The 23,774-nt window shown below is 71.8% G+C and carries 22 protein-coding genes, 1 tRNA gene and 1 pseudogene; 10 read left to right on the plus strand and 14 right to left on the minus strand.

Annotation, left to right across the window (positions count from 1 at the left end; all coding sequences use genetic code 11):
- Positions 1–59: 59 nt before the first annotated feature.
- The 3 genes from F563_RS0103255 to dnaQ are packed head-to-tail and all read left to right on the plus strand — an operon-like array spanning position 60 to position 2,238.
- Positions 60–923, plus strand: coding sequence for a shikimate dehydrogenase (locus F563_RS0103255; protein WP_026299288.1), 864 nt, complete (start codon positions 60–62; stop codon positions 921–923).
- Positions 920–1,516 (plus strand): dephospho-CoA kinase, encoded by a 597-nt coding sequence (gene coaE, locus F563_RS0103260; RefSeq protein ID WP_019013211.1) that lies wholly within the window; start codon positions 920–922, stop codon positions 1,514–1,516. The genes F563_RS0103255 and coaE overlap by 4 nt, the downstream gene beginning before the upstream one ends.
- Positions 1,513–2,238, plus strand: coding sequence for a DNA polymerase III subunit epsilon (gene dnaQ, locus F563_RS0103265; RefSeq protein WP_019013212.1), 726 nt, complete (start codon positions 1,513–1,515; stop codon positions 2,236–2,238). Before coaE ends, dnaQ begins: the two co-directional genes overlap by 4 nt.
- Positions 2,239–2,362: 124 nt before the next feature.
- On the opposite strand, the gene F563_RS0103270 is transcribed toward dnaQ, so the two are convergent.
- Positions 2,363–3,391: a hypothetical protein gene (locus F563_RS0103270; protein ID WP_019013213.1), complete on the minus strand. Its 1,029-nt coding sequence runs from the start codon at positions 3,389–3,391 to the stop codon at positions 2,363–2,365.
- A gap of 75 nt (positions 3,392–3,466) precedes the next feature.
- On the opposite strand from F563_RS0103270, the gene F563_RS0103275 reads away from it, so the two are divergent.
- Positions 3,467–4,699, plus strand: a complete 1,233-nt coding sequence (locus tag F563_RS0103275) for an argininosuccinate synthase (protein ID WP_019013214.1) — start codon at positions 3,467–3,469, stop codon at positions 4,697–4,699.
- Between the two features lie 441 nt (positions 4,700–5,140).
- Here F563_RS0103275 and F563_RS0103280 read toward each other — a convergent pair.
- The 9 genes from F563_RS0103280 to ffh all read right to left on the minus strand — a co-directional run bounded on the left by F563_RS0103280 (position 5,141) and on the right by ffh (position 12,022).
- Positions 5,141–5,217: transfer RNA gene (locus F563_RS0103280), tRNA-Arg, on the minus strand.
- A 51-nt stretch (positions 5,218–5,268) separates the two neighbouring features.
- Positions 5,269–6,381, minus strand: coding sequence for a 3-isopropylmalate dehydrogenase (gene leuB / locus F563_RS0103285; protein WP_019013215.1), 1,113 nt, complete (start codon positions 6,379–6,381; stop codon positions 5,269–5,271).
- Between the two features lie 59 nt (positions 6,382–6,440).
- Positions 6,441–7,052, minus strand: a complete 612-nt coding sequence (gene leuD / locus F563_RS0103290; RefSeq protein ID WP_019013216.1) for a 3-isopropylmalate dehydratase small subunit — start codon at positions 7,050–7,052, stop codon at positions 6,441–6,443.
- A 15-nt stretch (positions 7,053–7,067) separates the two neighbouring features.
- On the minus strand, positions 7,068–8,486 hold the full coding sequence (gene leuC / locus F563_RS0103295) for a 3-isopropylmalate dehydratase large subunit (RefSeq protein WP_019013217.1): 1,419 nt from the start codon (positions 8,484–8,486) through the stop codon (positions 7,068–7,070).
- Positions 8,487–8,505: 19 nt separating this feature from the next.
- Complete coding sequence (rplS, locus tag F563_RS0103300; protein WP_019013218.1) at positions 8,506–8,934, minus strand: 50S ribosomal protein L19; 429 nt, start codon at positions 8,932–8,934, stop codon at positions 8,506–8,508.
- A gap of 63 nt (positions 8,935–8,997) precedes the next feature.
- On the minus strand, positions 8,998–9,714 hold the full coding sequence (gene trmD / locus F563_RS0103305) for a tRNA (guanosine(37)-N1)-methyltransferase TrmD (protein ID WP_019013219.1): 717 nt from the start codon (positions 9,712–9,714) through the stop codon (positions 8,998–9,000).
- Complete coding sequence (rimM, locus tag F563_RS0103310) at positions 9,711–10,247, minus strand: ribosome maturation factor RimM (protein WP_019013220.1); 537 nt, start codon at positions 10,245–10,247, stop codon at positions 9,711–9,713. The genes trmD and rimM overlap by 4 nt, the downstream gene beginning before the upstream one ends.
- 22 nt (positions 10,248–10,269) lie before the next feature.
- Positions 10,270–10,602, minus strand: a complete 333-nt coding sequence (gene rpsP, locus F563_RS0103315) for a 30S ribosomal protein S16 (protein ID WP_019013221.1) — start codon at positions 10,600–10,602, stop codon at positions 10,270–10,272.
- A 34-nt stretch (positions 10,603–10,636) separates the two neighbouring features.
- Positions 10,637–12,022 (minus strand): signal recognition particle protein, encoded by a 1,386-nt coding sequence (gene ffh, locus F563_RS0103320; protein ID WP_019013222.1) that lies wholly within the window; start codon positions 12,020–12,022, stop codon positions 10,637–10,639.
- A gap of 409 nt (positions 12,023–12,431) precedes the next feature.
- On the opposite strand from ffh, the pseudogene F563_RS24275 reads away from it, so the two are divergent.
- Positions 12,432–13,543, plus strand: a pseudogene (locus tag F563_RS24275) (IS5 family transposase).
- Between the two features lie 567 nt (positions 13,544–14,110).
- Positions 14,111–15,289: a methyl-accepting chemotaxis protein gene (locus F563_RS21390; protein ID WP_019013224.1), complete on the plus strand. Its 1,179-nt coding sequence runs from the start codon at positions 14,111–14,113 to the stop codon at positions 15,287–15,289.
- Between the two features lie 143 nt (positions 15,290–15,432).
- Here F563_RS21390 and metW read toward each other — a convergent pair whose 3' ends face one another.
- Both metW and metX read right to left on the minus strand, forming a co-directional pair.
- The gene (metW, locus tag F563_RS0103340; protein ID WP_019013225.1) at positions 15,433–16,080 is read right to left on the minus strand and encodes a methionine biosynthesis protein MetW; all 648 of its coding nucleotides are present in this window, start codon (positions 16,078–16,080) and stop codon (positions 15,433–15,435) included.
- 204 nt (positions 16,081–16,284) lie between these two features.
- A complete protein-coding gene (gene metX / locus F563_RS0103345; protein WP_019013226.1) occupies positions 16,285–17,445 on the minus strand; it encodes a homoserine O-acetyltransferase MetX in 1,161 nt (386 codons plus the stop codon).
- Positions 17,446–17,538: 93 nt separating this feature from the next.
- On the opposite strand from metX, the gene F563_RS21395 reads away from it, so the two are divergent.
- From F563_RS21395 to F563_RS0103360, 3 genes are read left to right on the plus strand one after another with little or no spacing between them, the layout of a single operon-like run.
- On the plus strand, positions 17,539–18,462 hold the full coding sequence (locus tag F563_RS21395) for a chorismate mutase (protein WP_019013227.1): 924 nt from the start codon (positions 17,539–17,541) through the stop codon (positions 18,460–18,462).
- Positions 18,463–18,467: 5 nt separating this feature from the next.
- Positions 18,468–19,577, plus strand: a complete 1,110-nt coding sequence (hisC, locus tag F563_RS0103355; protein WP_019013228.1) for a histidinol-phosphate transaminase — start codon at positions 18,468–18,470, stop codon at positions 19,575–19,577.
- The gene (locus tag F563_RS0103360) at positions 19,570–20,457 is read left to right on the plus strand and encodes a prephenate/arogenate dehydrogenase family protein (RefSeq protein ID WP_019013229.1); all 888 of its coding nucleotides are present in this window, start codon (positions 19,570–19,572) and stop codon (positions 20,455–20,457) included. Before hisC ends, F563_RS0103360 begins: the two co-directional genes overlap by 8 nt.
- Here F563_RS0103360 and F563_RS23730 read toward each other — a convergent pair whose 3' ends face one another.
- Positions 20,458–21,591 (minus strand): glycosyltransferase, encoded by a 1,134-nt coding sequence (locus tag F563_RS23730; protein ID WP_019013230.1) that lies wholly within the window; start codon positions 21,589–21,591, stop codon positions 20,458–20,460.
- Position 21,592: 1 nt separating this feature from the next.
- Positions 21,593–22,630, minus strand: a complete 1,038-nt coding sequence (locus F563_RS0103370; protein WP_019013231.1) for a DUF2125 domain-containing protein — start codon at positions 22,628–22,630, stop codon at positions 21,593–21,595.
- A 316-nt stretch (positions 22,631–22,946) separates the two neighbouring features.
- On the opposite strand from F563_RS0103370, the gene F563_RS0103375 reads away from it, so the two are divergent.
- A complete protein-coding gene (locus F563_RS0103375; protein ID WP_019013232.1) occupies positions 22,947–23,774 on the plus strand; it encodes an exodeoxyribonuclease III in 828 nt (275 codons plus the stop codon).

Below are 23,774 nucleotides of genomic sequence, written 5' to 3' on the forward strand. Positions count from 1 at the left end.
CCGTCCCCCCGCCCCCCCCCTCCACTACCGAAGACCGGCCGCTGGGCTATGCTCGGGGCATGATTCTCTCAGGGACATCGCGCTTGGCCGGCGTGCTGGGCTGGCCGGTCGCGCACTCGCGCTCGCCGCGCCTGCACGGGTTCTGGCTCGAACGCCACCGCATCGACGGCGCCTACCTGCCGCTGCCCGTGCGGCCCGAGCGCTTCGCCGCGGCCGTGCGCGCCCTGCGCGACCTCGGCTTCCAGGGCGCCAACGTCACCCTCCCGCACAAGGAAGCGGCCTTCGCCGTCTGCGACACGGTCGACGCGACCGCGCATCGCGCCGGCGCGGTCAATACGCTGGTGTTTCGTGCCGATGGCGCGATCACCGGCTCGAACACCGATGGCTGGGGCTTCCTCGCGGGGCTGCGCCAGGCCGCGCCGACGATCGACATCGCCGCAACGCCCGTCACCGTGCTCGGCGCCGGCGGCTCGGCCCGCGCCATCGCCGCCGCCCTGCTCGATGCCGGCTGCCCGCGCCTCACCTTCGTCAACCGCACGCGCGAGCGCGCCGAGGCGCTCCGCGCCGCGCTCGGCGGACCTGTGCAGGCCGCCGGCTGGGACGAGGCGCCGGCGCTGCTCCCCGCCACGCGCCTGCTGATCAACACCACCTCGCTCGGCATGAAGGGCACGCCCTCGCCCGACCTGCCGCTCGAACGCCTGCCCGATGACGCGGTCGTCGCCGACATCGTCTACGTGCCGCGCATCACCGGCCTGCTCGCCGCCGCCGCCGCGCGCGGGCTCAGCACCGTCGGCGGCCTGCCCATGCTGCTGCACCAGGCACGCCCGGGCTTCCGCGCCTGGTTCGGCGTCGATCCCGAGGTGGATGACGAGCTCGCCCGCTTCGTCGCCGGAGACGTGCCGGAGACCGCCGAGGCGGCATGATCGTGATCGGGCTCACGGGCGGCATCGGCATGGGCAAATCCACCGCCGCGCGGGCGTTCCGCCGGCTCGGCATTCCCGTGCACGACGCCGACGCCGCCGTGCACCGCCTCTACGCGCGAGGGGGCGAGGGCGTGCGGGCGATCGCCGCGCTCGCGCCCGAGGCGGTCATCGACGGCGCGGTCTCGCGCGAGGCGCTGCGCCGGCGCGCGCTCTCCGACCCCGCGTTCCTCGCGCGGCTCGAAGCCGCCATCCACCCCTTGGTCCGCAAGCAGGAACGCCGCTTTCTCGCCCGCTGCCGCCGCGCCCATCGCCCGATCGCCGTGCTCGACATCCCGCTGCTGTTCGAGACCGGCGGCGATCGCCGGGTGGACCACGTCGTCGTCGTCAGCGCACCGGCCGCGACGCAACGCACGCGCGTGCTGTCGCGGCCCGGCATGACCGAGGCGCGCCTCGCCGCCATCCGCGCGCGCCAGATGCCCGATGCCGAGAAGCGCCGGCGCGCGCACACCGTGATCCGCACCGGGCTGTCGCGCCACCACGCCCAGCGCGCGATCCGCCGCCTGGTCGCGCGGCTGAGGGAGACGCCACGATGAGCGACCGCGAGGTGCTGCTCGACACCGAAACGACCGGGCTGGAGACGAGCCTCGGGCACCGCATCATCGAGATCTGCTGCCTCGAGCTGAAGAACCACGTGCCCACGGGCCGCGTGCTGCATCGTCTGGTCGATCCCGGCCGCGACATCGACCCGGAGGCGGAGCGCATCCACGGCATCACGCGCGCGAGCCTGCTCGGCAAGCCCGCGTTCGGCGAGATCGTCGAGGAACTGCTCTCCTTTCTCGGCGAGGATCCGATCGTCGCGCACAACGCGCCGTTCGATCTCGGCTTCATCAATGCCGAGCTCGCCCGGCTCGACCTGCCGCCGCTCGACCCCGCGCGCGCGATCGACACGGTCGCGCTCGCGCGCAAGCGCCACCCCGGCCTGCCGGCCAATCTCGACGCCCTCTGCCGTCGCTTCGGCATCGACAACTCGATGCGCACCAGCCACAACGCGCTGCTCGACTGCCAGCTGCTCGCGGAGGTCTATCTCGAACTGCTGGGCGGCCGTCAGCCCGGCCTGATCCTCGGCCCCGCCGCCCGCGTCGCGCGCCGCGCGGCCGCTGCCACCGCGGCCCCGCTCGCCCGCACGCCGCGCCCGATCGTGGCCAGCGAGGCGGAACGCGCCGCGCACCGCGCCTTCGTCGCCGGCATCAAGGGCGCGCTCTGGGCGCGGCTCGAGCCCGAAACCTACGGCGAGGCCGGAGCGGCGTCCGGCTGACCCTTGCCGGCCTGCCGAGGGTTCACCCTCGGCGGGCCGGACGGGTTTCGTTCGCGCGTGGCCGCCCCACCAGCCCCACGCGCGATACCCGGCTGCCCAAGGTGAAGTCTTCGGCAGCCGGGTATCAACACGCGCGCGGCGGGTCGGCAGCGGTCGCGAAGGCGACCAGGCAGGCGCCGAAGCGGTCGGCGAACTGCCATTGCTGGCCGGCGCCATGGCCCGAGAACCCCTCCGGCCGGTCGATCAGCAGCAGCGCGCCGACGCGCGGCGCCAGCCGGTCGCGCATCAGGGCGGCGCGCCCGTCCGCGTCCGCGACGAAGGGGTCGAGCGCGAACTGCACGAAGGCGACGCGTGCCGCCGGCGCATTCGCCCGCCCGACCAGGGTGCGCAACTGATCGACCTGCGCGTTCAGGTTCATGCTGCCGCCCTGGCCGTGCGCGGCCGCCGCGACCGCGATCACCACGTCGGCGAGCCCGGGCGTGTCGAGCATCTGCAAGGCGTTCCAGCCGCCCCGCGACTGGCCGGCGACGACGATCCGCCGGTAGCCCTGCGCGCGCAGCCGGGCGAGCCCGTCGCGCAGCCAGCCGGCCGCGACCTCGGCCTCGTCGCTGTTGGGATGGCGGTCGAAGCGGAACACGTCGTAGCCCACGAGGTTGAAGTGCCGGACCCAGACCTGCGGTTGTGCGCCGCGGTAGTCGGCGTTGTTGGCGCCGCGCCCATGGCCGAACACGATCGCCCCGGCAGCCCCCGTGCCGTGCCAGAGGTAGCGCGCATCCGGCACGATCGCCCAGCTGAAGCCGCCGATGCCGAGGCTTGCCGGCGGCGCGATCGCTGGCTGCCAGGCGCGCGCCGGATCGACGATCGCGAGATCGACCGCATAGAGCCGGCAGGCGGTGCCCGCGCGGCGGGCGCAGTTGGCAAGGGCGGTCGCCTTGGCCTGCTCCACGTCCCGGTGGCCCCAGGCCGCGCCGCCCTCGCCGTTCGGGCCCAGCGCGAAGGCCCGGTGCGTGTTGTAGCCGATGAAGCGGGCCCATACGGCGCGCGTCTCGGCGTTGGCCCCGGGCGGACCGGCGGGGTCGGCGATCGGCGCCGGCTGACCAGCGGCCAGCACCGGCCAGAGCCAGAGCAGGGCTGCGAGAAAGCGGTGCGGCACGCGCGGTCACCTTGTCCTCAGGGCGGGTCGCTGCCATTGTACGGCACCGTTTTCCGGGCTTTCAACAGGTTTCCCATGCAGAAGAGCGTCAAGAAGGTCGTGCTCGCCTATTCGGGCGGGCTCGACACCTCGGTCATCCTGAAGTGGCTGCAGACGACCTATGGCTGCGAGGTCGTCACCTTCACCGCCGATCTCGGCCAGGGCGAGGAGCTGGGGCCTGCGCGCGACAAGGCACGCCTGCTCGGCATCAAGGACGAGAACATCTTCATCGACGATCTCCGCGAGGAGTTCGTACGCGACTTCGTCTTCCCCATGTTCCGCGCCAATGCGCTCTACGAGGGCCAGTACCTGCTCGGCACCTCGATCGCGCGGCCGCTGATCGCCAAGCGCCAGATCGAGATCGCCGAGATGACCGGCGCGGATGCGGTGGCGCACGGCGCGACCGGCAAGGGCAACGACCAGGTGCGCTTCGAGCTCTCGTATTATGCGCTCAAGCCCGACGTCACCGTGATCGCGCCCTGGCGCGAGTGGGAGCTCACCTCGCGCACGGCGCTGCTCGACTTCGCCGAGAAGCACCAGATCCCGATCGCCAAGGACAAGCGCGGCGAGGCGCCGTTCAGCGTGGACGCGAACCTGCTGCACTCCTCCTCCGAGGGGAAGATCCTCGAGGAGCCGGGGGTGGAGGCGGACGAGATCGTCTATCAGCGCACGATCAGTCCGATGGCCGCCCCCGACCGCGTGACCGAGATCGCGATCGACTTCGAGCAGGGCGACGCCGTGGCGCTGAACGGCGAGAAGCTCTCGCCGGCCATGCTGCTGACGCGGCTGAACGCCCTTGGCAAGGAGAACGGCATCGGCCGGCTCGATCTGGTGGAGAACCGTTTCGTCGGCATGAAGTCGCGCGGCGTCTACGAGACCCCGGGCGGAACGATCCTGCTCGCCGCGCACCGCGCGATCGAGAGCATCACGCTCGATCGCGAGGTCGCGCATCTCAAGGACCAGCTCATGCCGCGCTATGCCGAGCTGATCTATTACGGGTTCTGGTTCGCGCCCGAGCGGCGGATGCTCCAGGCCGCGATCGACGCGAGCCAGGCGCACGTCACGGGCCGGGTGAAGCTGAAGCTCTACAAGGGCAACGTGATGGTCTCGGGCCGCGAGAGCCCGCACAGCCTCTACTCGATGAAATACGTCACCTTCGAGGACGACCAGGGCGCCTATGACCAGGTGGACGCGAAGGGCTTCATCAAGCTGAACGCGCTGCGGCTCAGGCTCGGCGCGATGGCGGGGCGCAAGGGCGGCGCGCTGTAGCCTCGTTGCAGACCCGCATCGTCACCCGGCCAGGCCCCTTCGTCTGATCGGCAGCGGCCCGGGCCCCTCGCGGGCGGCGCACGACACGCACGGTCGCTCCCCGCGCGTTCCCGCAGAGGAACCGCTCCGCGCCGCCGCCCATCCCGCCGCCGACGACCTCCGCAACATCACCGGCAGCGCACCCGACGCCTCAGGCGCACGCGCATGCCGCAGCTCCATCACCGACTGCGGACGGTCACATCCACGGGAAATCCGCTCTGGGCGGCCGGACGGAAGGTGACGATGACGCACCCGCCGGAGCCGGCGGACGCGAGACGGTGATCGAATCTGCCGGTGCGTTCTCTATGCGGCAGGGTGCGGCAGGCTCGGGAGCCGGACCTCGGCAGCCGCCGTGCCCTGGAGCCCGTCAGGCCGGCCGGACGGCTGGCCGCGAACAGAAACTGGCGCGCCCGGGAAGATTCGAACTCCCAACCCCCAGATCCGTAGTCTGGTGCTCTGTCCAGTTGAGCTACGGGCGCTTGCCAGAGGGCGGCGTGATAGCGGATGCCCCCCGAAGGGGCAAGGGCTGATCAGCCGCCGATCTTGTCGAGTTCGCGCACGACCGCGTCGCCCATCACCTGGGTCGAGACGCGCGCGAGACCGGGCTGCATGATGTCGGCCGTGCGCAGACCCGAGCCCAGCACATTGGTGCAGGCGCGCTCGACCAGCTTCGCCTCGTCCTCCATGCCGAAGCTGTAGCGCAGCAGCATGGCGAAGGAGAGGATCTGCGCCATCGGATTGGCGATGCCCTTGCCGGCGATGTCGGGAGCGGAGCCGTGGATCGGCTCGTAGAGCGCATGCCGCTTGCCGTCCGGCCCCACCGCGCCGATCGTCGCCGAGGGCAGCATGCCGAGCGAGCCGGTCAGCATCGAGGCGAGATCGGAGAGCAGGTCGCCGAACAGATTGGTGGTGACGATCACGTCGAACTGGCGCGGGTTGCGCACGAGCTGCATCGCGCAGTTGTCGGCGTACATGTGCGAGAGATCGACATCGGCGAACGCGCGCGCGTGCAGGTCGGTGACGGTCTGGCGCCAGAGCAGGCCGGACTCCATCACGTTCGCCTTCTCGACCGAGCAGACGCGGTTCTGCCGCTTGCGCGCGAACTCGAAGGCGACGCGCGCGACGCGCTCGATCTCGGCCGTGGTATAGACCTCGGTGTTGTAGCCGCGCTTCGTGCCGTCGGGCAGCGTATCGATGCCGCGCGGCTCGCCGAAATAGATGCCGCCGGTGCTCTCGCGCACGATCATGAGGTCGAGGCCGCGCACGACCTCGGGCTTCAGCGTCGAGGCATCGGCCAGCGGGTCGAGCACCTGGGCAGGGCGCAGATTGGCGAACAGGCCAAGCTCCTTGCGCAGCGTCAGGATGGCGATCTCCGGGCGCATGTCGAAGCCGAGCTTGTCCCATTTCGGCCCGCCGACCGAGCCGAACAGCACCGCATCGGCGGCCTTGGCCTTGGCCACGGTCTCGGGCGCGATCGGCGTGCCGAGCGCGTCGATCGCCGCCCCGCCCACCAGCGCCTCGTCGAGCTCGAAGCGCACCGCGCGCCGGCGGTCGAACCAGTCGATGATGCGGCGCACCTCGCGCATCACCTCGGGCCCGATCCCGTCGCCCGGCAGAACGAGCAGTTTCTTGTTCGATGCCATCTCAGCCTCCCCCTCTCACGGTGTCGACGCCGGGCCGCCCCCGCCGCCCGGCGCGGTCGTCACGCGAAGGCCCAGGGCTCGGCGGCCCGGCGCTTCGCCTCGTAGGCGTCGATCTTCGGCGCGTACGCCATGGTCTGGCCGATATCGTCGAGCCCGTTCAGCAGGCAGTGCTTGCGGAACGGATCGATCTCGAAGTGGATCTCCTCGCCGTTCGGCCGCACCACCACCTGGCGCTCGAGATCGACCGTCAGCCGCGCATTCGCGCCGAGCCTCGCATCCTCCATCAGCGCATCGCAGATCTCCTGCGGCAGCTTGATCGGCAGGATGCCGTTCTTGAAGCAGTTGTTGTGGAAGATGTCGGCGAAGTCGGGCGCGATCACGCAGCGGATGCCGAAATCGAGCAGCGCCCAGGGCGCGTGCTCGCGCGAGCTTCCGCAGCCGAAATTCGGCCCGGCGACCAGGATCTCCGCCTTGCGGTAGGGCTCCTGGTTCAGGATGAAGTCCGGGTTCTCCGACCCGTCCGCGCGGTAGCGCATCGCGTCGAACAGGTTCTTGCCGAGCCCCGAGCGCTTGATGGTCTTGAGGAAGCGCGCGGGGATGATCTTGTCGGTGTCGATGTTCGGGATCGGCAGGGGCGCGGCAATGCCGGTGAGCGTGGTGAAGGGCTGCATGGTCCGGTCCTTCCCTCAGTTCACCAGCTGGCGGACATCGGTGAGCCGGCCGGTCACCGCCGCGGCGGCGGCCATGGCGGGGCTCATCAGATGCGTCCGCCCGCCGGGGCCCTGGCGGCCCTCGAAGTTGCGGTTGGAGGTGGAGGCCGAGCGCTGCCCCGGCTTGAGCTGGTCGGGATTCATGCCGAGGCACATCGAGCAGCCGGCCTCGCGCCACTCGAACCCGGCCTCGCGGAAGATGCGGTCGAGCCCCTCCTCCTCCGCCTGCCGCTTCACCAGGCCCGAGCCGGGCACCACCATCGCGCGCACCCCGTCGGCCACCTTGCGGCCCCTGGCCACGGCCGCGGCGGCGCGCAGGTCCTCGATCCGGCCGTTGGTGCAGGAGCCGATGAACACGACATCGACCGCGACATCCTGCATCCTGGTGCCGGGGGTGAGCGCCATGTAGTCCAGCATCCGCCGCTTGGCGGCGCGACGCGCCTCGTTCGTTTCGGCTTCGGGATCGGGCACGGCGCCGGTGATCGGCACCACGTCCTCGGGCGACGTGCCCCAGGTCACCAGCGGCACGATCTCGTCGGCCTTCAGCGTGACCGTGGTGTCGTAGCGCGCGCCCGGGTCCGACGGCAGCGTGCTCCAATAGGCGACCGCGCGCTCCCACGCCTCGCCCTTGGGCGCGTAGGGGCGGCCCTTGAGATAGGCGAAGGTCTTCTCGTCGGGCGCGACGAGCCCCGCGCGCGCGCCTGCCTCGATCGACATGTTGCAGACCGTCATGCGCCCGGCCATGTCGAGGTCGCGGATCGCCTCGCCCGCATACTCGATCACGTGGCCGGTGCCGCCGGCGGTGCCGATCCGGCCGATGATCGCGAGGATGATGTCCTTCGCGGTGCAGCCGAAGGGCAGCTTGCCCTGCACGTCGATCAGCATGTTCTTGGCCGGCTTCTGCAAGAGCGTCTGCGTGGCCAGCACGTGCTCGACCTCGGAGGTGCCGATGCCGAAGGCCAGCGCGCCGAGCGCGCCATGCGTCGAGGTGTGGCTGTCCCCGCAGACGATCGTCAGGCCCGGCTGGCTGATCCCCTGCTCGGGCCCGACGATGTGCACGATGCCCTGGCGCGCATCCATCAGCGGGAAATAGGGCACGCCGAACTCGGCGACGTTCCTCTCCAGCGTCTCGACCTGGATGCGGCTCTCGGGCTCGTCGATGCCCTTGGAGCGGTCGGAGGTCGGCACGTTGTGATCGGCGACCGCGAAGGTGGCGTCAGGCCGGCGCACGGAACGGCCGGCCATGCGCAGTCCCTCGAAGGCCTGCGGGGAGGTCACCTCGTGCACGAGATGACGGTCGATGTAGAGGATGCAGGTGCCGTCCGGCAGACGCTCGACGACGTGGCTGTCCCAGATCTTGTCGAACAGCGTGCGCGGTGCCGTCCCCTCACCCATCTCGACCGTCTCCTCCGTCTCAGGCCTGCTCGGCCCCGTTCCCCTGCGGCTCGGCCGCCTCGGCGCTCTCGGCCTGGGCGCCCGCGGCGAGCCCCATCTTCTCGGCGATGCGCGCCGCCTTGCCGGTCCGCCCGCGCAGGTAATAGAGCTTGGCGCGCCGCACGTCGCCCCGGCGCATCACCTTGATCTCGGCGACATTGGGCGAGTGCAGCGGAAAGATGCGCTCCACGCCCTCGCCGTAGCTGATCTTGCGCACGGTGAAGCTGGAATTGATCCCGGCGTTCTTGCGCGCGATGCACACGCCCTCGAACGCCTGCAAGCGCGTGCGCTCGCCCTCGACCACGCGCACCGAGACGCGCAGCGTGTCGCCGGGGCCGAACTCCGGCACGGTGCGTTCGGCGGTGCGCTTGGCGACCTGCTCCGCCTCGATCTGCTGGACGATGTTCATGGTCAGGCTCCTTCTCACTCTTTGGCGGCCGCGCCAACCCGGCACGGCGTCATGGCTTGCATGTCAGGCGGTGGGCGCGGCCTCGGCCAGCGCGCGGTAGGCACTCCAGAGATCGGGGCGGCGGTCGCGCGTGACGCGCTCGGCCTGTTCGCGGCGCCAGGCGGCGATCGCGGCGTGGTTGCCGCCCGCCAGCACCTCCGGCACCGCCATGCCCTGCCACACGGCGGGGCGGGTATAGTGGGGATACTCCAGCAATCCGGACGCGAAGCTCTCCTCGACGCCGCTCGCCGCCGCGCCCATCACGCCGGGCAGCAGCCGCACGCAGGCATCGAGCAGCACCATCGCCGCGGGCTCGCCGCCCGACAGCACGTAGTCGCCGATCGAGAGCTCCTCCATGCGGCGATGCGCGATCACGCGCTCGTCGATGCCCTCGTACCGGCCGCAGAGCAGGATCGCGCCCGGCCCCTCGGCGAGGGCGCGCACGCGGCGCTGGGTGAGCAGCCGCCCGCGCGGGGTGAACACGATCAGCGGCAGGTCGGGACCGCGCGCGAGCGCCTCGGCGACCGCCGCGTCCACGACATCCGGGCGCATCACCATGCCGGGGCCGCCGCCGAACGGCGTATCATCGACGCTGCGATGCCGGTCGGTCGCGAAGCCGCGGATGTCGATCGCATCAAGCGACCAGTCGCCGCGCGCGAGCGCCCGCCCCGCCAGCGAATGGCCGAGCGGGCCCGGGAACATCTCCGGGAACAGGGTGAGCACGAGGGCGCGGAAGCTCATGCCGCCGCTCCTTCCGGCTGAGCCGCGGACGGCGGCACGACCACCTCCGCCGGCGGGGCGATCACCACCCGGCGGCCAGCGAGATCGACCACCGGCACGGCCGCGCGGGTGAAGGGCAGCAGCAGGGGTTGCGCCCCCGTCTCGATCTCCAGGAACGCGCCGGCGCCGTGATCGTTGACGGCCGCGATCGTGCCGAGGCGCCGTCCGGACGCATCCTCCACCGCGAGCCCGATCAGGTCGGCGTGGTAGAACTCGTCCTCCGCCGGCGCGGGCAGACGGTCGCGCGCGACATAGAGCCGCGTGCCGGTGAGCTTCGCCGCCGCCTCGCGATCCGCGACCCCCTCGACCGCCACCACCGGCATCTCGCCGGGCTGGACGACGCGCAGCCGGAACGTCCGCGTGCCCGCCTCGTCCGACACCGGACCATAGGCGGCGATGTCAGAAGGATCGGCGGTGAAGGACTGCACGCGCACGAGCCCCCGCACGCCGTGCGGGCGTGCGAACTGGCCCAGCAGGATGCGGTCGGGGGACATGGCGGTTCCGCGCGGCTCCGGCTCAGGCGGCGGAGGCGGCGGCGCGCTCCTGCGCCTTCTTCTTCGGCAGGTGCTGCTTGGTCTGGGTCGGGCGCGGCGCGGCGGCGACGATGCCGGCCTTGGCGAGGAAGCGCTCGACCCGCTCGGTCACCTGCGCGCCCTTGCCGAGCCATTCCTGGATCTTCTCGGTCTTCAGCGTCACGCGGTCGGCATGGTCGGCCGGCAGCATCGGGTTGTAGGCGCCGACCTTCTCGATGAAACGGCCGTCGCGCGGCGAGCGGCTGTCGGCCACCACGATGTGGTAGTAGGGGCGCTTCTTGGCGCCGGCGCGGCTCAGGCGGATCTTCAGGCTCATTCGGGGTTGCGTCCTTTCAGGTCACGGTTCGTGTTCAGAACGGGCGGCGGCCGCCGCCCGGGAAGTTCATGCCGCCGGGCAGCAGCCCGGACAGGCCCTGCCGCAGCAGGCCCTTCTGGCCCATCTTCTGCACGCGCTTCATCATGGTCGTCATGTCATCGAACTGTTTCAGCAGGCGATTGACATCCTCGACCCGCGTGCCGGAGCCCGCGGCGATCCGTTTCTTGCGCGAGGCCTTGATGATGTCGGGGCGGCGACGCTCGGCCTTCGTCATGCTGTCGATGATCGCGATCTGGCGCTTGATCACCTTGTCGTCGAGCTTCGCCTCGGCCATCTGCGCCTTGATCTTGCCGACACCTGGCAGCATGCCGAGCAGGCCCTGAAGGCTGCCCATCCTCGAGATCTGGCCGAGCTGCTTGCGGAAATCCTCGAGGTCGAAACTGCCCTTCTGGATCTTGGCCGCGAGCTTCTCGGCATCCTCGGCCTCGATCGTCGCGGCCGCCTTCTCGACCAGCGACACCACATCGCCCATGCCGAGGATGCGGCCCGCCACGCGGTCGGGGTGGAAGTCCTCCAGCGCATCGAGCTTCTCGCCGACACCGACCAGGCGGATCGGCGCGCCGGTGATCGCGCGCATGGAGAGGGCGGCACCGCCGCGCGCATCGCCGTCCATCCGCGTCATGACGATCCCGGTGACGCCCACCTTCTCGTGGAACGCCCTGGCGATCGTCACCGCGTCCTGGCCGGTCATGGCATCGACGACCAGCAGCTTCTCGTGCGGGCGGGCGACGGATGCGACCTCGGCCACCTCGGCCATCAGGGTCTCGTCGATCGCGAGGCGGCCCGCGGTGTCGAGCACGAGCACGTCGAAGCCGCCGCGGCGGGCCTCGTCGAGAGCCCGCCGGGCGATCTCGACCGGGCGCTGGCCGGGCACGATCGGCAGCGAGATCACGCCGGCGCGGTCGGCGAGCGTGGCGAGCTGTTCCATCGCCGCGGGGCGCTGGGTGTCGAGCGAGGCGAGCAGCACGCGCTTGCGGTCGCGGTCCTTGAGGCGGAGCGCGATCTTGCCGGCGGTGGTGGTCTTGCCCGAGCCCTGCAGCCCGAGCATCAGCACGATGACGGGGGGCGAGGCGGCGAGGTTCAGCCCGGGCGCGGCGGGCCCGAGCATCTCGACCAGCGCGTCATGGACGATCTTGACGACCTGCTGGCCGGGGGTGACGGACTTCAGCACCGCCTCGCCGACGGCACCTTCGCGCACCTTGGCGATGAAGTCCTTGACGACGGGGAGTGCCACGTCGGCTTCGAGCAGGGCGATGCGGACCTCGCGGAGTGCCTCGGAGACGTCGGCTTCCGAGAGCGCGCCGCGGCGCTTCAGCCTGTCGAAGATCCCCGTGAGTTTGCCCGAGAGGGCGTCGAACATCGTCTGCTCCTCAGTGTTCCGGCGCCCCAAACGGATTTGCGCCGCTGCGCGAGCCTTCGCGGAGCGGCGGCGCCCCATGGGGGGCGGGTCAGGGTCCGGTGGGGCCGGAACGGGTTGGGTTGTGGGGGAAAGGGGCCGGCGCGTCAAGGGTAGCGGGGGGACCGGGGGGCCTATGGCGGCGTCCCCATCGCGCCTGCACGATGGGGTGCCCGGCCCCCCGGCGGGTGGGTGCGGGAGGGCGGAGCCCTTCCGCCATCAATTCATGGTCGCGAGACCAAAGACGGCGATATGTGAATCTCGAACGGAATAATCAGTCGCTTCAGGCATCTGGACACCTCCGGAAACTGGGCTGGCGCTGCCGTGCGAGGCGTGATTCCGTCTGGCTGAGGCGGCAGCGAGCGAGGCGCGGATGTCCGGAGGTCAGCGGGGGGTCTGGGATGTGGAGGAGCGGCTTCGGGAGCTCTCCACGCAGGGTGATCCGCTGGAGAAACTCGCGGCGACGGTGGATTTCGAGAAGTTCCGGGCCGAGTTGGACACCGCACTCGGCGCACGCGACCGCGGCAAGGGTGGCCGGCCTGCCTTCGATCCTGTGCTGAAGTTCCGCATGCTGGTGCTGCAGGCGATGCACGGGCTGTCGCTGGCGCAGGCGGAGTATCTGGTCGCCGATCGGCTGCGCTGGATGCGGTTCTGCCGCCTCGGTCCGGGCGACGCGGTGCCGGACGCCAACACGCTGTGGGATTTCCGCGAGGCGCTGATCGCCGCCGGCGCGCTGGAGAGGCTGTTCGCCCGGCTCGACCGGGCGATCACCGAGGCGGGCTATCTGCCGATGGCCGGCCAGATCGTGGACGCGACGCTCGTTGCGGCGCCGCGCCAACGCAACACCGAGGCCGAGAAGGCGCGCATCAAGGCGGGCGAGAAGGCCCGCGACATCTGGCCCGACACGCCGGCCCGCGCGCGCCAGAAGGACACGGATGCGCGCTGGACGGTGAAGTTCAGCAAGGCCAGGCCGCGCGAGGATGGCATGCCGCAGCTGGGCCGAAGGCAACGCCCACAGGGCGGTACATTGCCGTCCCGCACTTCGGCTACAAATCGCACATCTCGATCGATCGCCGGCACGGGGTGATCCGACGCGGCAAGACCACCGATGCCGCGGCGCATGACGGGGCGCGGTTGCGCGAAGGGCTGATCGACCCGAACAACACCGCCGCCGACGTGTGGGGCGATACGGCCTATCGCTCGGCGGAGAACGAGCGGTATCTGCGGGGCATCGGCAAGGTGAGCCGGATCCACCGCCGCAAGCCGCCGGGCCGGCCGATGCCGAGGCGCACTGCCCAAGCCAACGCCGCCAAGTCCGCGGTGCGCGCCCGTGTCGAGCATCCCTTCGCGCATCAGAAGAGGGTGATGGGGCTGGTGATCCGAACCATCGGCATCGCCCGGGCGCGCGCGACGGTTACCATCGCCAACATGGCCTACAACATGAAGCGATGGTGCTGGCTCGACAGGCACAACCTGCCCGCCTGAGCCTTTCGCAGGACGGAGCAGGCGCCGGCGGGCGGCCCAGCCAACCGGACATCGCCCATCTCGCGGCATCACCGCACCACTCACGCCGACCCAATCGCCAGCAACGCGCCTAAACACCGGTTATCGGAGGTGTCCAGATACCTCCCCTGCGCGCCACAGAACCAACGTCGTGGCGCAGGCAATGGCAGAGGTCATTAGGGACCTGTCCGCCCCCCTACCCCCGCGTCAGCAGGAACAGCCCCTGCCCGGCGAACAGGGTCGCGAGCCGCCGGTTGCGCCGCCACGTTTACGAATCCTTGAGTCCGGTTCGGCAACGTGAAGGCACACCCCCGCACCGGAGACGTCCCCGTCCATGGCCACCCTGCACCGTTTGCAGCACGCCGTCGCCACGCCCGAGATGGCCCTGAACGCCGCGTCGCGCACGGCGGAGCACGATGCGCTCGCGCGCTTCGTCGATGCGTTGGGCCGCGGTGACTTCACCGCGACCCGCCGCCCGGCCCGGACCAGAAACCGCTCGCCGCCCTGGCAGGCGCCCTCGCGGCGGAGGCGGCAGCGCACGCCGCCGAGGTGGTCGACTGCGCGATGGTCGCCAACGAACTCGGCATCGTCGCCGCACGGCTCGTCGGCCCGGCGCGCGGCGTGAGCGAGAATGCCCAGGCGATGGCGGCAGCCACGCAGGAGATGGTGGCGACCGTCGGCAGCATCGACGTCTCGGCCAAGGCCGCGGCCGAGGCGTCGGGTGCGGCCGAGCAGGCGATGCGCGCGAGCGTCGAGCAGACCGAGGGGACGATCCGCGCCATCGAGGCGCTCGCCTCGCTGGTGCAGCGCAACAGCGCCGAGGTGCGCGAACTCGGCCGGGCATCGGAGGAGATCGGCGGGATCGTCAAGACGATCGAGACGATCGCGGCGCAGACGCGCCTGCTCGCCTTGAACGCCACCATCGAGGCCGCCCGCGCCGGCGAGGCCGGGCGCGGTTTCGCCGTCGTCGCCAACGAAGTGAAGACCCTGGCGCAGCAGACCGCGCAGGCGACCGAGGACATCCGCCGCCGCATCGACGGGCTGCTGGCCCGCGTCGGTGCGGTTGTCGAGGGAATGGCGCGCTGCGATGACCTCGCCCGCGACGGGCGTGAGCGGATGGAGCGCCTCGGCGCGGACGTGGCCGCCGCCGGCAGCCGGATCGACGCGGCAACGCGCAGCATCCGCGAGATCGCCGAGGCAGTCTCGCAGCAGTCACAGGCGACCAACGAGATCGCCGGCAGCATCGGCCGCGTCGCGGCGATGGCGAAGGAGACCTCGACGGCGGTGGACGGCATGGCGGATTCGTTCGATCAGCTCGACTCCGCGATCGGCCGACAGCTCAAGCGCACAGCCGGTGCCGATTTCCCCGGCAAGATCATCATCCTCGCCAAGGCCGATCACGTGATGTGGAAGCGGCGGCTCATTGCGATGGCGGCCGGGCGGGTGAAGCTGAAAGCCGAGGAGCTGGCCGATCACCGCTCCTGTCGCCTCGGCCGCTGGTACTATGGCGAGGGATCGTCCACGTTCCGCTGCGAGCCGGCGTTCCGCGAGCTCGAGGCGCCGCACGAGGCGGTGCACGAGCACGGCAAGGCGGCAGCACGCCTCTTCGCCCAGGGGCGCACCGAGGAGGCGCTCGCGGCGATCGCGCGCGTCGAGGCGGCCTCGGCCGAGGTGCTGCGCCTGCTCGACGCGCTGGGATCCCGCACGGGCGCTCGCAACGCGGCCTGATACCGTCCGGACAAGGTCTGACCTTTGTGCGGACGGTATCGCGCGCAGGGCTGGTGTGGCGGCTGCGCGCTGAAGGAACCTCATACCCGGCGCATGAAGGTGAAACCCTCGTGCGCCGGGTATCAGGGGAACGGGGCGCTCCCCTACCCCCGCGTCAGCAGGAACAGCCCCTGCTCGGCGAACAGGTTCGCGAGCCGCCGGTTGCGCCGCCACGGCGTCTTCCGCCCCGCCTCGTCCACGCCCAGCCAGCGCTCGACCCGGTAGCCGTCGGCCTCGCACAGCGCGAAGAAGTCGCTGATCGTGCAGAGATGGATGTTCGGCGTGTCGTACCAGGCGCGATCCAGCGCCTTGGTGCGCGGCATCCGCCCCGTCAGCAGCAGCCTCGCACGCACCTGCCAGTGGCCGAAATTCGGGAAGCTCACGATCGCGCGCCGCCCGATGCGCAGCATCTGCGCCAGCACCTCGCGCGGGCGTTCGGTCGCCTGCAGCGTGCGCGACAGGATCACGTAGTCGAACGCGGCGTCGGGGTAGAAGGCGAGGTCGGTGTCGGCATCCGCATGGATCACCGGCAGGCCGTGCGCGACCGCGGCGGTGACGAGCGCCATGTCGATCTCGATCCCGCGCCCGTCCACGTCCTTCTCGTGCACCAGGATGTCGAGCAGCGCGCCGTCGCCGCAGCCGATGTCGAGCACGCGCGCGCGCGGTTCCACCATCTCGGCGATCAGGCGCAAATCCAGCCGGTCGGAGAGCGGGCGGCCGGTGCGCGGCGCGGGGGCGAGACCTTCAGGCATGGACGTGTCGGGGAAGGCGACAAGCGGAGCCTTCCGCTCCGCGGAAGGCGATGAATCCCCACGGCCATCTCCGTCCGGCGCTGTCAAGGCTGCGCCTGCGGCGCACCGCGCGCAGCGCGGCTGCGGCCTTGACAGCGCCGGACGGGGATGGCGCCCGGCCGCCAAGCGCTCGACGGGGTCGCGCGCGCACCACACATGCGCGCCTCACCGCCACCGTTCCGCCGCCCCCGCGAGGAACCCGCTGACCGTGCGGAACAGATCCGGCTCGTCCAGCAGGAACGCGTCGTGGCCCTTGTCGGAGGTGATCTCGACGAACGACACGTTGGCCGCCGCGGCGTTCAGCGCGCGCACGATCTCGCGGCTCATCGCGGTCGGGAACAGCCAGTCGGAGGAGAACGAGATCACGCAGAACCGCACCGGCGTGTTGCGGAACGCCGCCGCCACCGACCCGCCATGCTCGGCCGCGAGATCGAAATAGTCCATCGCGCGCGTGATCGTCAGATACGAATTGGCATCGAAGCGCTGCACGAAGGACGAGCCCTGGTACTGGAGATAGGACTCCACCTCGAACAGGTCGTTCGAGAAGGTCAGCATCGGCCCCGTGCGCAGGCGACGGCCGAACTTCCGCGTCAGCGCCTCCTCCGACAGATAGGTGATGTGCGCGGTCATGCGCGCGACCGCGAGCCCCCGCGCCGGCACCACGCCGTGCCTCCAGTACTCGCCGCCGTGGAAATCCGGATCGGCGTTGATCGCCTGGCGGCCGATCTCGTGGAAGGCGATGTTCTGCGCGCTGTGGTGCGTCGCCGTCGCGATCGGGATCGCGCTGAACACCCGCTCCGGGTAGAGCGCGGCCCACTCCAGCACCTGCATCCCGCCCATCGAGCCGCCGAGCACCGAGAACAGCTTGGGCACGCCGAGATGATCCAGCAGCTTCGCCTGGGCGCGCACCATGTCGCGGATGGTCACGGGCGGGAACTGCATGCCCCACGGGCGGCCCTGCGGGCGCCCCTCGGCATCCGTCATCTCCTCGCGCGGGCCCGAGGAGCCCATGCAGCCGCCCAGCACATTGGCGCAGATCACGAAGAACCGCTCGGTGTCGACCGGCAGGCCGGGGCCGACCATGATCTCCCACCAGCCCGGCTTGCTGGTGACGGGGTGGGTCTCGGCCACGTACTGGTCGCCGGTGAGCGCGTGGCAGATCAGGATCGCGTTCGACTTCGCGTCGTTCAGCCGCCCGTAGGTGCGGTAGGCCACCACCAGCGGCTTCAGCACCGCGCCGCAGTCGAGCGCCAGCCCCTCCGGGAAGACCACACGCTGGTGCGTGATCCCGGCGGTCGCGAGCGAAGCGCGGACGGTCTCGGCCATGCGCGATCACTAGGCCCGCGGCGCCCCGGGCGCAATGCGCGCGGGCGCAGCCGCGCTTGCGTCCGGCCCCACTTCCGCTATGCCTCCTCCGCCATGCCCGCCGACCCGCCGCCCGCAACCGACGCCGAGGCCGAGACCGATCCCGCCTGGCGCGCGCCCGACCGCCTGGCGGCGCTGCGCGCGGAGATCGATCGGGTGGACGGGCTGATCCATCAGCTGGTGATGCAGCGGGCCGAGGTGGTCGCCTCCCTGGCCGAGCTTCGGGTGAAGCGCGGCGCGCCGTTCCGCCCGGCGCGCGAGGCCGAGATCATGCGCCGGCTGCTCGCCAACCATCGCGGCCGCCTGCCCAAGCCCACCCTGGTCGGGATGTGGCGCGAGATGATCATGGGCATGACCCTGATCCAGGCGCCGTTCCCGGTCGCGGTCTGGAGCCCGGAGGCGGGCTCGGGGCATGTGGCGCTCGCGCGCGAGCATTTCGGCACCGCCGTGCCGCTGCGCTGGATGCGCACGACCGCCCAGGTGCTGCGCGCGGTCAGCGCCGGCGAGGCCGCGGTCGGCGTGCTGCCGCTGCCCCAGGACGACCCGAACGCCGAGGGCGCGCACGACCCGTGGTGGATCGCGCTCATGCGCGGCGACGGCTCTGGGCTGTCGGTGATCGCCCGCCTGCCCTTCGTCACGCTGCGCCCCGAGGGCGCGCCGCGCGCCCAGGCGCTCGTGGTCGGCGCGCTCGCCCCCGAGCCCTCGGGCGAGGACCGCTCGCTGGTTGCGTTCGAGGCCGCGCCCGAGCTCAGCCGCGCCCGGCTGTCCGACCTCGCCGCCGCCGCCGGGCTGAAGCCGCGCAGCCTGGTGCTGCATCGGTCCGAGCGCGGGCCGACCGCCTGCCTCGCCGAGGTGGACGGGCTGGTCGAGGCGCGCGACCCGCGCCTCGCCGCGCTCGCCGAGGTCGGGCTCGCCCGCCCGATCGTGATCGGCGGCTGGCCGGTGCCGCCGCCCGAATCCGCCTTCGCGCCGGAGTGATCGCCATGCCGCCGCAACCGCGTCCGTCCATTCTCGAGATCGAGCCCTATGTCGGCGGCGAGTCGAAGGTCGCCGGCGCCAACCGGGTGATCAAGCTGTCGTCCAACGAAGGGGCGCTCGGGCCGTCCAAGCGCGCCATGGAGGCCTATCGCGCCGAGGCGGGCGAAATCCACCGCTACCCCGATGGCGGCGCGACCGCGCTGCGCGAGGCGATCGGCGCGGCGTTCAGGCTCGATCCGGCGCGCATCGTCTGCGGCGCGGGGTCGGATGATCTGCTGTGCCTGCTCGCCCAGGGCTATGGCGGACCGGGGACCGAGACGATCGTCACGCGTCACGCCTTCGCCATGCACCCGCTCTATGCGCGCTACGCCGGCTCGACCGTGGTGACGGTCGAGGAGCGGAACCTGACTGCGGATGTGGACGCGATCCTCGCCGCGGTCAGCCCGCGCACCACGCTCGTGTTCCTCGCCAACCCGAACAACCCGACCGGCACGCTGGTGCCCTGGAGCGAGATCGCCCGGCTGCGCGCGCGCCTGCCCGAGACCGTGCTGCTGGTGCTCGATCTCGCCTATGCCGAGTACCTGGACGACCCGCGCGGCACCGCCGTGGTCGATCTGGTGGAGGGCGGCGCGAACACGGTGATGACGCGCACCTTCAGCAAGATCTACGGGCTCGGCGGCTTGCGGCTCGGCTGGGCCTACGCGCCCGCCGCCGTGGTGGACGTGCTGAACCGCATCCGCAGCCCGTTCAACGCCTCGCGCCCGGCCCAGGCGGCCGCGATCGCGGCCTTGGCCGACACCGAGCACGTCGCCGCCTCGCGCGCGCACAACCGGCGCTGGCGGGCCTGGCTCGCCCAGGCGCTGGAGAGCACCGGCGTGCCGGTGCGCGGCACGCACGGCAACTTCCTGCTCGCCGATTTCGGCGCGGTCGGGCGCAGCGCCGCCGAGGCCGACGCGCATTTCCGCGCGCGCGGCATCATCGTCCGCGGCATGACGGGCTACGGGCTTCCGGGCATGCTGCGCATCACCATCGGCACGCAGGAGGAGATGGAGGCGGTGGCCGAGGGGACAGCCGAGTTCATGCAGCGCGCGGACCGCGCCACCGCGCATGTCTGAACCGCTGTTCCGCCGGCTCGCGCTGATCGGCGTCGGGCTGATCGGCTCCTCGATCGCGCATGTGGCGCGCCGGCGCGGCGACATCGCGGCCGAGATCGTCGCGACCGCGCGGACGGACGCGACGCGGGCGACGGTCGAACGGCTCGGCCTCGCCGACCGCGTGCTCGCCGATCCGGGCGCGACGGTCGAGGGTGCGGACTGCGTGATCCTCTGCACCCCCGTCGGCGCCTATGCCGATGTCGCCGCGGCGATCGCGCCGCATCTGGCGAAGGACGCGATCGTCACCGATGTCGGCTCGACCAAGCAGAGCGTGATCCGCGATGTCGGGCCGCTGGTGCCGGAGGGCGTGCATTTCGTGCCCGCGCATCCGATCGCGGGTACGGAACATTCCGGCCCGGAATCCGGCTTCGCCGAGCTGTTCGAGGGGCGCTTCTGCATCCTCACGCCGCCGCCTGGCACCGACGAGACGGCCGTGGACAAGGTCGCCGAGCTCTGGCGCCGCGCGGGCTCGATGGTCGAGGTGATGGAACCCGGCCACCACGACCGCGTGATGGCGATCGTCAGCCACCTGCCGCATCTGATCGCCTTCACGATCTGCGGCACCGCCGACGACCTGCAGGACCAGTCGATGAAGGACGTGCTGCGCTTCGCCGCCTCCGGCTTCCGCGACTTCACCCGCATCGCCGCCTCCGACCCGGTGATGTGGCGCGACGTGTTCCTCAACAACCGCGAGGCGCTCCTGGAGATGACGCAGCGCTTCACCGAGGACATGACCGCGATGGCGCGCGCCGTGCGCTGGGGCGACGATGCCTACATCATCGACAAGATCGAACGCGGCCGGCGCATCCGCCGCAGCCTGATCGCGCTGAAGCAGGCCTGATCAGCACGCCGCGCGCAGCAGCGCCTCGATCCGCGCCGCGGCACCTGCCCAGCTGAATCGCGCCTGGACCAGGGCGCGCGCCGCGGCCCCGGCCGACCGGCGCGCCGCAGCATCCCGCAGCAGCGCCGCCACCGCGTCCGCCAGCCCTGCCGCATCGCGATGCACGAACCCCTCGTGGCCCGGCGGCAGCACGAGCCCGTTGGTCGCGAGCGGCGTCATCACGACGGGCCGCGCGCAGGCCCAGGCCTCCAGCACCTTGTTCTTGATGCCGACGCCGATGCGCATGGGCGCGATCGACACCCAGGCGCGCCCGAGCACCGGCACGACATCGGGCACGTCCGCCGCGACCGCGATGCCGGGTCGCGCGGCGAGTGCGGCCACCTCCGGCGCGGGCGTCCGGCCCGCGATCACGAAGCGCGCCTCGGGCACGGCGGCGGCGATGCGCGGCCAGATCTGATCCGCCGCGAACAGCGCGGCATCGACGTTGGGCGCGTAGCCGAGCGAGCCGAGGAACACCACGGTCGGCGCGTCATCCTCGGCGACCAGCGCCTCCTCCGCCGGCACGGCCACGCCGTTCGGCACGACATGCACGCTGTCGCGCCCGCCGATCCAGCGCATCCAGGCGGCATCGCGCTCGCCCACCAGCACGGTCGCGCTGAAGCGACGCACCGTGCGCCGCGCATAGCGGGTCGCGACGGGAAGTTCGGCGAGATCGCGCAGCCGCTCGCGAACGCTCCGGCCGCCGAGCGCGCCACGCCAGAACTCCAGGGGGTTGCAGTCGATCATGTCCATCACCGCGGGCGGCAGGTCGTCGGCCCCGAACCACAGCGCCTCGGCACCCGGAAACACCAGCGCGCGTGCGGCGGGATGGGCGGCCAGGGCGGTGCGCACGGAGGCGCGCAACGGTGCGTTGTCGAACCGCCACGGGTAGGTCAGACCCGTCCCCTCCAACCGCACCGGCACGCAGGCGATGCCGTGCGGCGCGGCCTCGACCGGCGCGACCAGGGTGATGCGCCAGGACGCGGCGAGCCGCTCCAGCAGGTTCGCCACGCGCAGCCCGTAGCCGTCGCGCACCGGCCAGGGCGGCTGCGTGCAGACCGCGAGCAGGCGCGCGGCGTCGGCGGTGTCCGCCACCTCAGTTGCGGCCGAGGGTATAGGGGCCGCGCGGCCAGGCGATCTCGGGCAGGCGCGCGACCGGGATGCGCGCCGCCGTCAGTGTGCGCTCCTCCAGCGCGAGCGGCAGCTCCACCATCGACCCGCCCCCCGGCGCCGGGCGCGACACCGCCGTCAAGGCCAGCCGCACCAGGGCGAGCGCCTGGCGGTCGAGCAGCCCGGCGCTCCCCACCGCGTCGAGCGCCGGGCGCCAGTTGGCGACCCGGACCGTTCCGGCGCCCATCGGTTGCAGCGCGCGATCCAGCGCCAGCGTCGCGCCGGCCGAGAGCGCGAGCGGCCCCCAGGCGATCGCGAGACCGCGAAGCTCGATCCGGCCGTCATCCGCCCGCCAGGCGCGAAGGGTCGCCTCGGTGTCGGGACCGGGCGGGAACGCGCCTGACACCACGACCTCGCCCGTCGCGCTGCGGATCACGCGCCCGAACGGCACCTCCGCCGCCGGGCCGAGCCGCACCCCCGCCAGCGCGAAGGCGACGGTCTGGCGCGCGCGCGCGGCCTCATCGCGCGCGCCGGCGAGGCGGAGCGATGCGACCTCCACGGTCTCGCCCGCCTGCACGATGGTCAGGGTCTCGCCGTCGAGCTGCCAGCGCCGCGGCGGCGCGCCGGGCTCGACGCGGAACGACAGCACGAGCGCGCCGGCCTCGATGTCGGCCGGCGCGGCGCCCTGCGTGCCGGGGAAAGCAAGGCGGCAGGGGCAGCGGAATGTCACCGTCGCCGCGCGCGGCGCGGAGAGCGGCACGCCCGCTTCGGCCCGCATGGCGGCGAAGGTCAGCGCCGGCATCAGCCCCGCCGCCGGACGCGACAGCTCCGGCCGCGCGATGGTGACGCCCGCGCGCAACGGCCAGCCGCCGCGCGCGAGACCGTCATGGCGCACGCGCTCGCCGTCGGGACCGACGCCCTCGATCGCGGCGACGACCGCATTGCCCAGCAGCCACCACGCCCCGGCGTGGACGGCCGCCCCGACCACCAGCAGCGCCGCCACCAGCATCCCGATCCGTCGCATCACGCGCCCTGTCCCGCCATGGCGGACGCGAGCATAGCGGCGGACGCGCCGGCTGCCGACGCCAGGCTCATCCACACCCCGGATGAACAACCCTCGGGCGCGGTCTCGGTCGCATAAAGGCTATACTTATCAATAGATTGGCCGCGCATCCTGCAGTCGCCTGAAAGCCGCGGAGGCATCAGGCCCACAGAGTTGTCCACAGCCCGTCCACGCCGCTCCCCACCCGCAAGGGTGGCGCGCAGAGGCCGGGCATCTCATTTCCCGCGGACGCGCTAGACTGCGCCAGCGATTCCGCCGCCCCGATCCCCGAACCCACATGGCCCGACGTCCCAAGCGCCTCCGTCTCGTCACCTGGAACATCAACTCCGTCCGTCTCAGGCTTGCCAGGCTCGCCGACCTCGCCGTTGCGCTGGAGCCCGACGTGATCTGCCTGCAGGAGACCAAGGTCACGGATGCCGAGTTCCCGCTGCGCGAGGTGCGCGCGACCGGCTACCGCCACATCGTGATCAAGGGAGAGAAGGGCTACAACGGGGTCGCGATCCTCTCGAAGATTCCCCTCGCGCGCGTCGCGGACACGCCGAACTGGTGCGGCAAGGGCGACTGCCGGCATCTCGCGGTGGATCTCGACATCCCGGGCGCGCCGGTGCGGCTGCACAACTTCTACGTCCCGGCCGGCGGCGACGTGCCGGACCCGGAGGCGAATCCGAAGTTCCGCCACAAGCTCGACTTCGTTGCCGAGGCGACGCATTGGTTCGGCAATGGCGCGGCCAAGGGCGGGCGGCAGATCATCGCGGGCGATCTCAACATCGCGCCCCTGCCGGATGACGTCTGGAGCCACCGCCAGCTGCTCGACGTGGTGTCGCACACGCCGGTCGAGACCGATCTCCTGACGAAATGGCAGGGCACGGCCGAGGGCTGGATCGACGCGATGCGGCATTTCGTGCCGCCGCCGCAGAAGCTCTATTCCTGGTGGTCGTACCGCAACCGCGACTGGCGGCTGTCGGACCGTGGCCGGCGGCTCGACCATATCTGGGTCACGCCCGACATGGCGGGCACGCTGAAGGCCGGGCAGATCCTGAAGGACGCGCGCGACTGGCCGCTCGCCTCGGATCACGTGCCGGTCTGCGTCGAGATGCTGGTCTGA

It is taken from the genome of Elioraea tepidiphila DSM 17972, from assembly GCF_000378465.1.
In the GTDB taxonomy this organism is placed as follows: domain Bacteria; phylum Pseudomonadota; class Alphaproteobacteria; order Acetobacterales; family Acetobacteraceae; genus Elioraea; species Elioraea tepidiphila.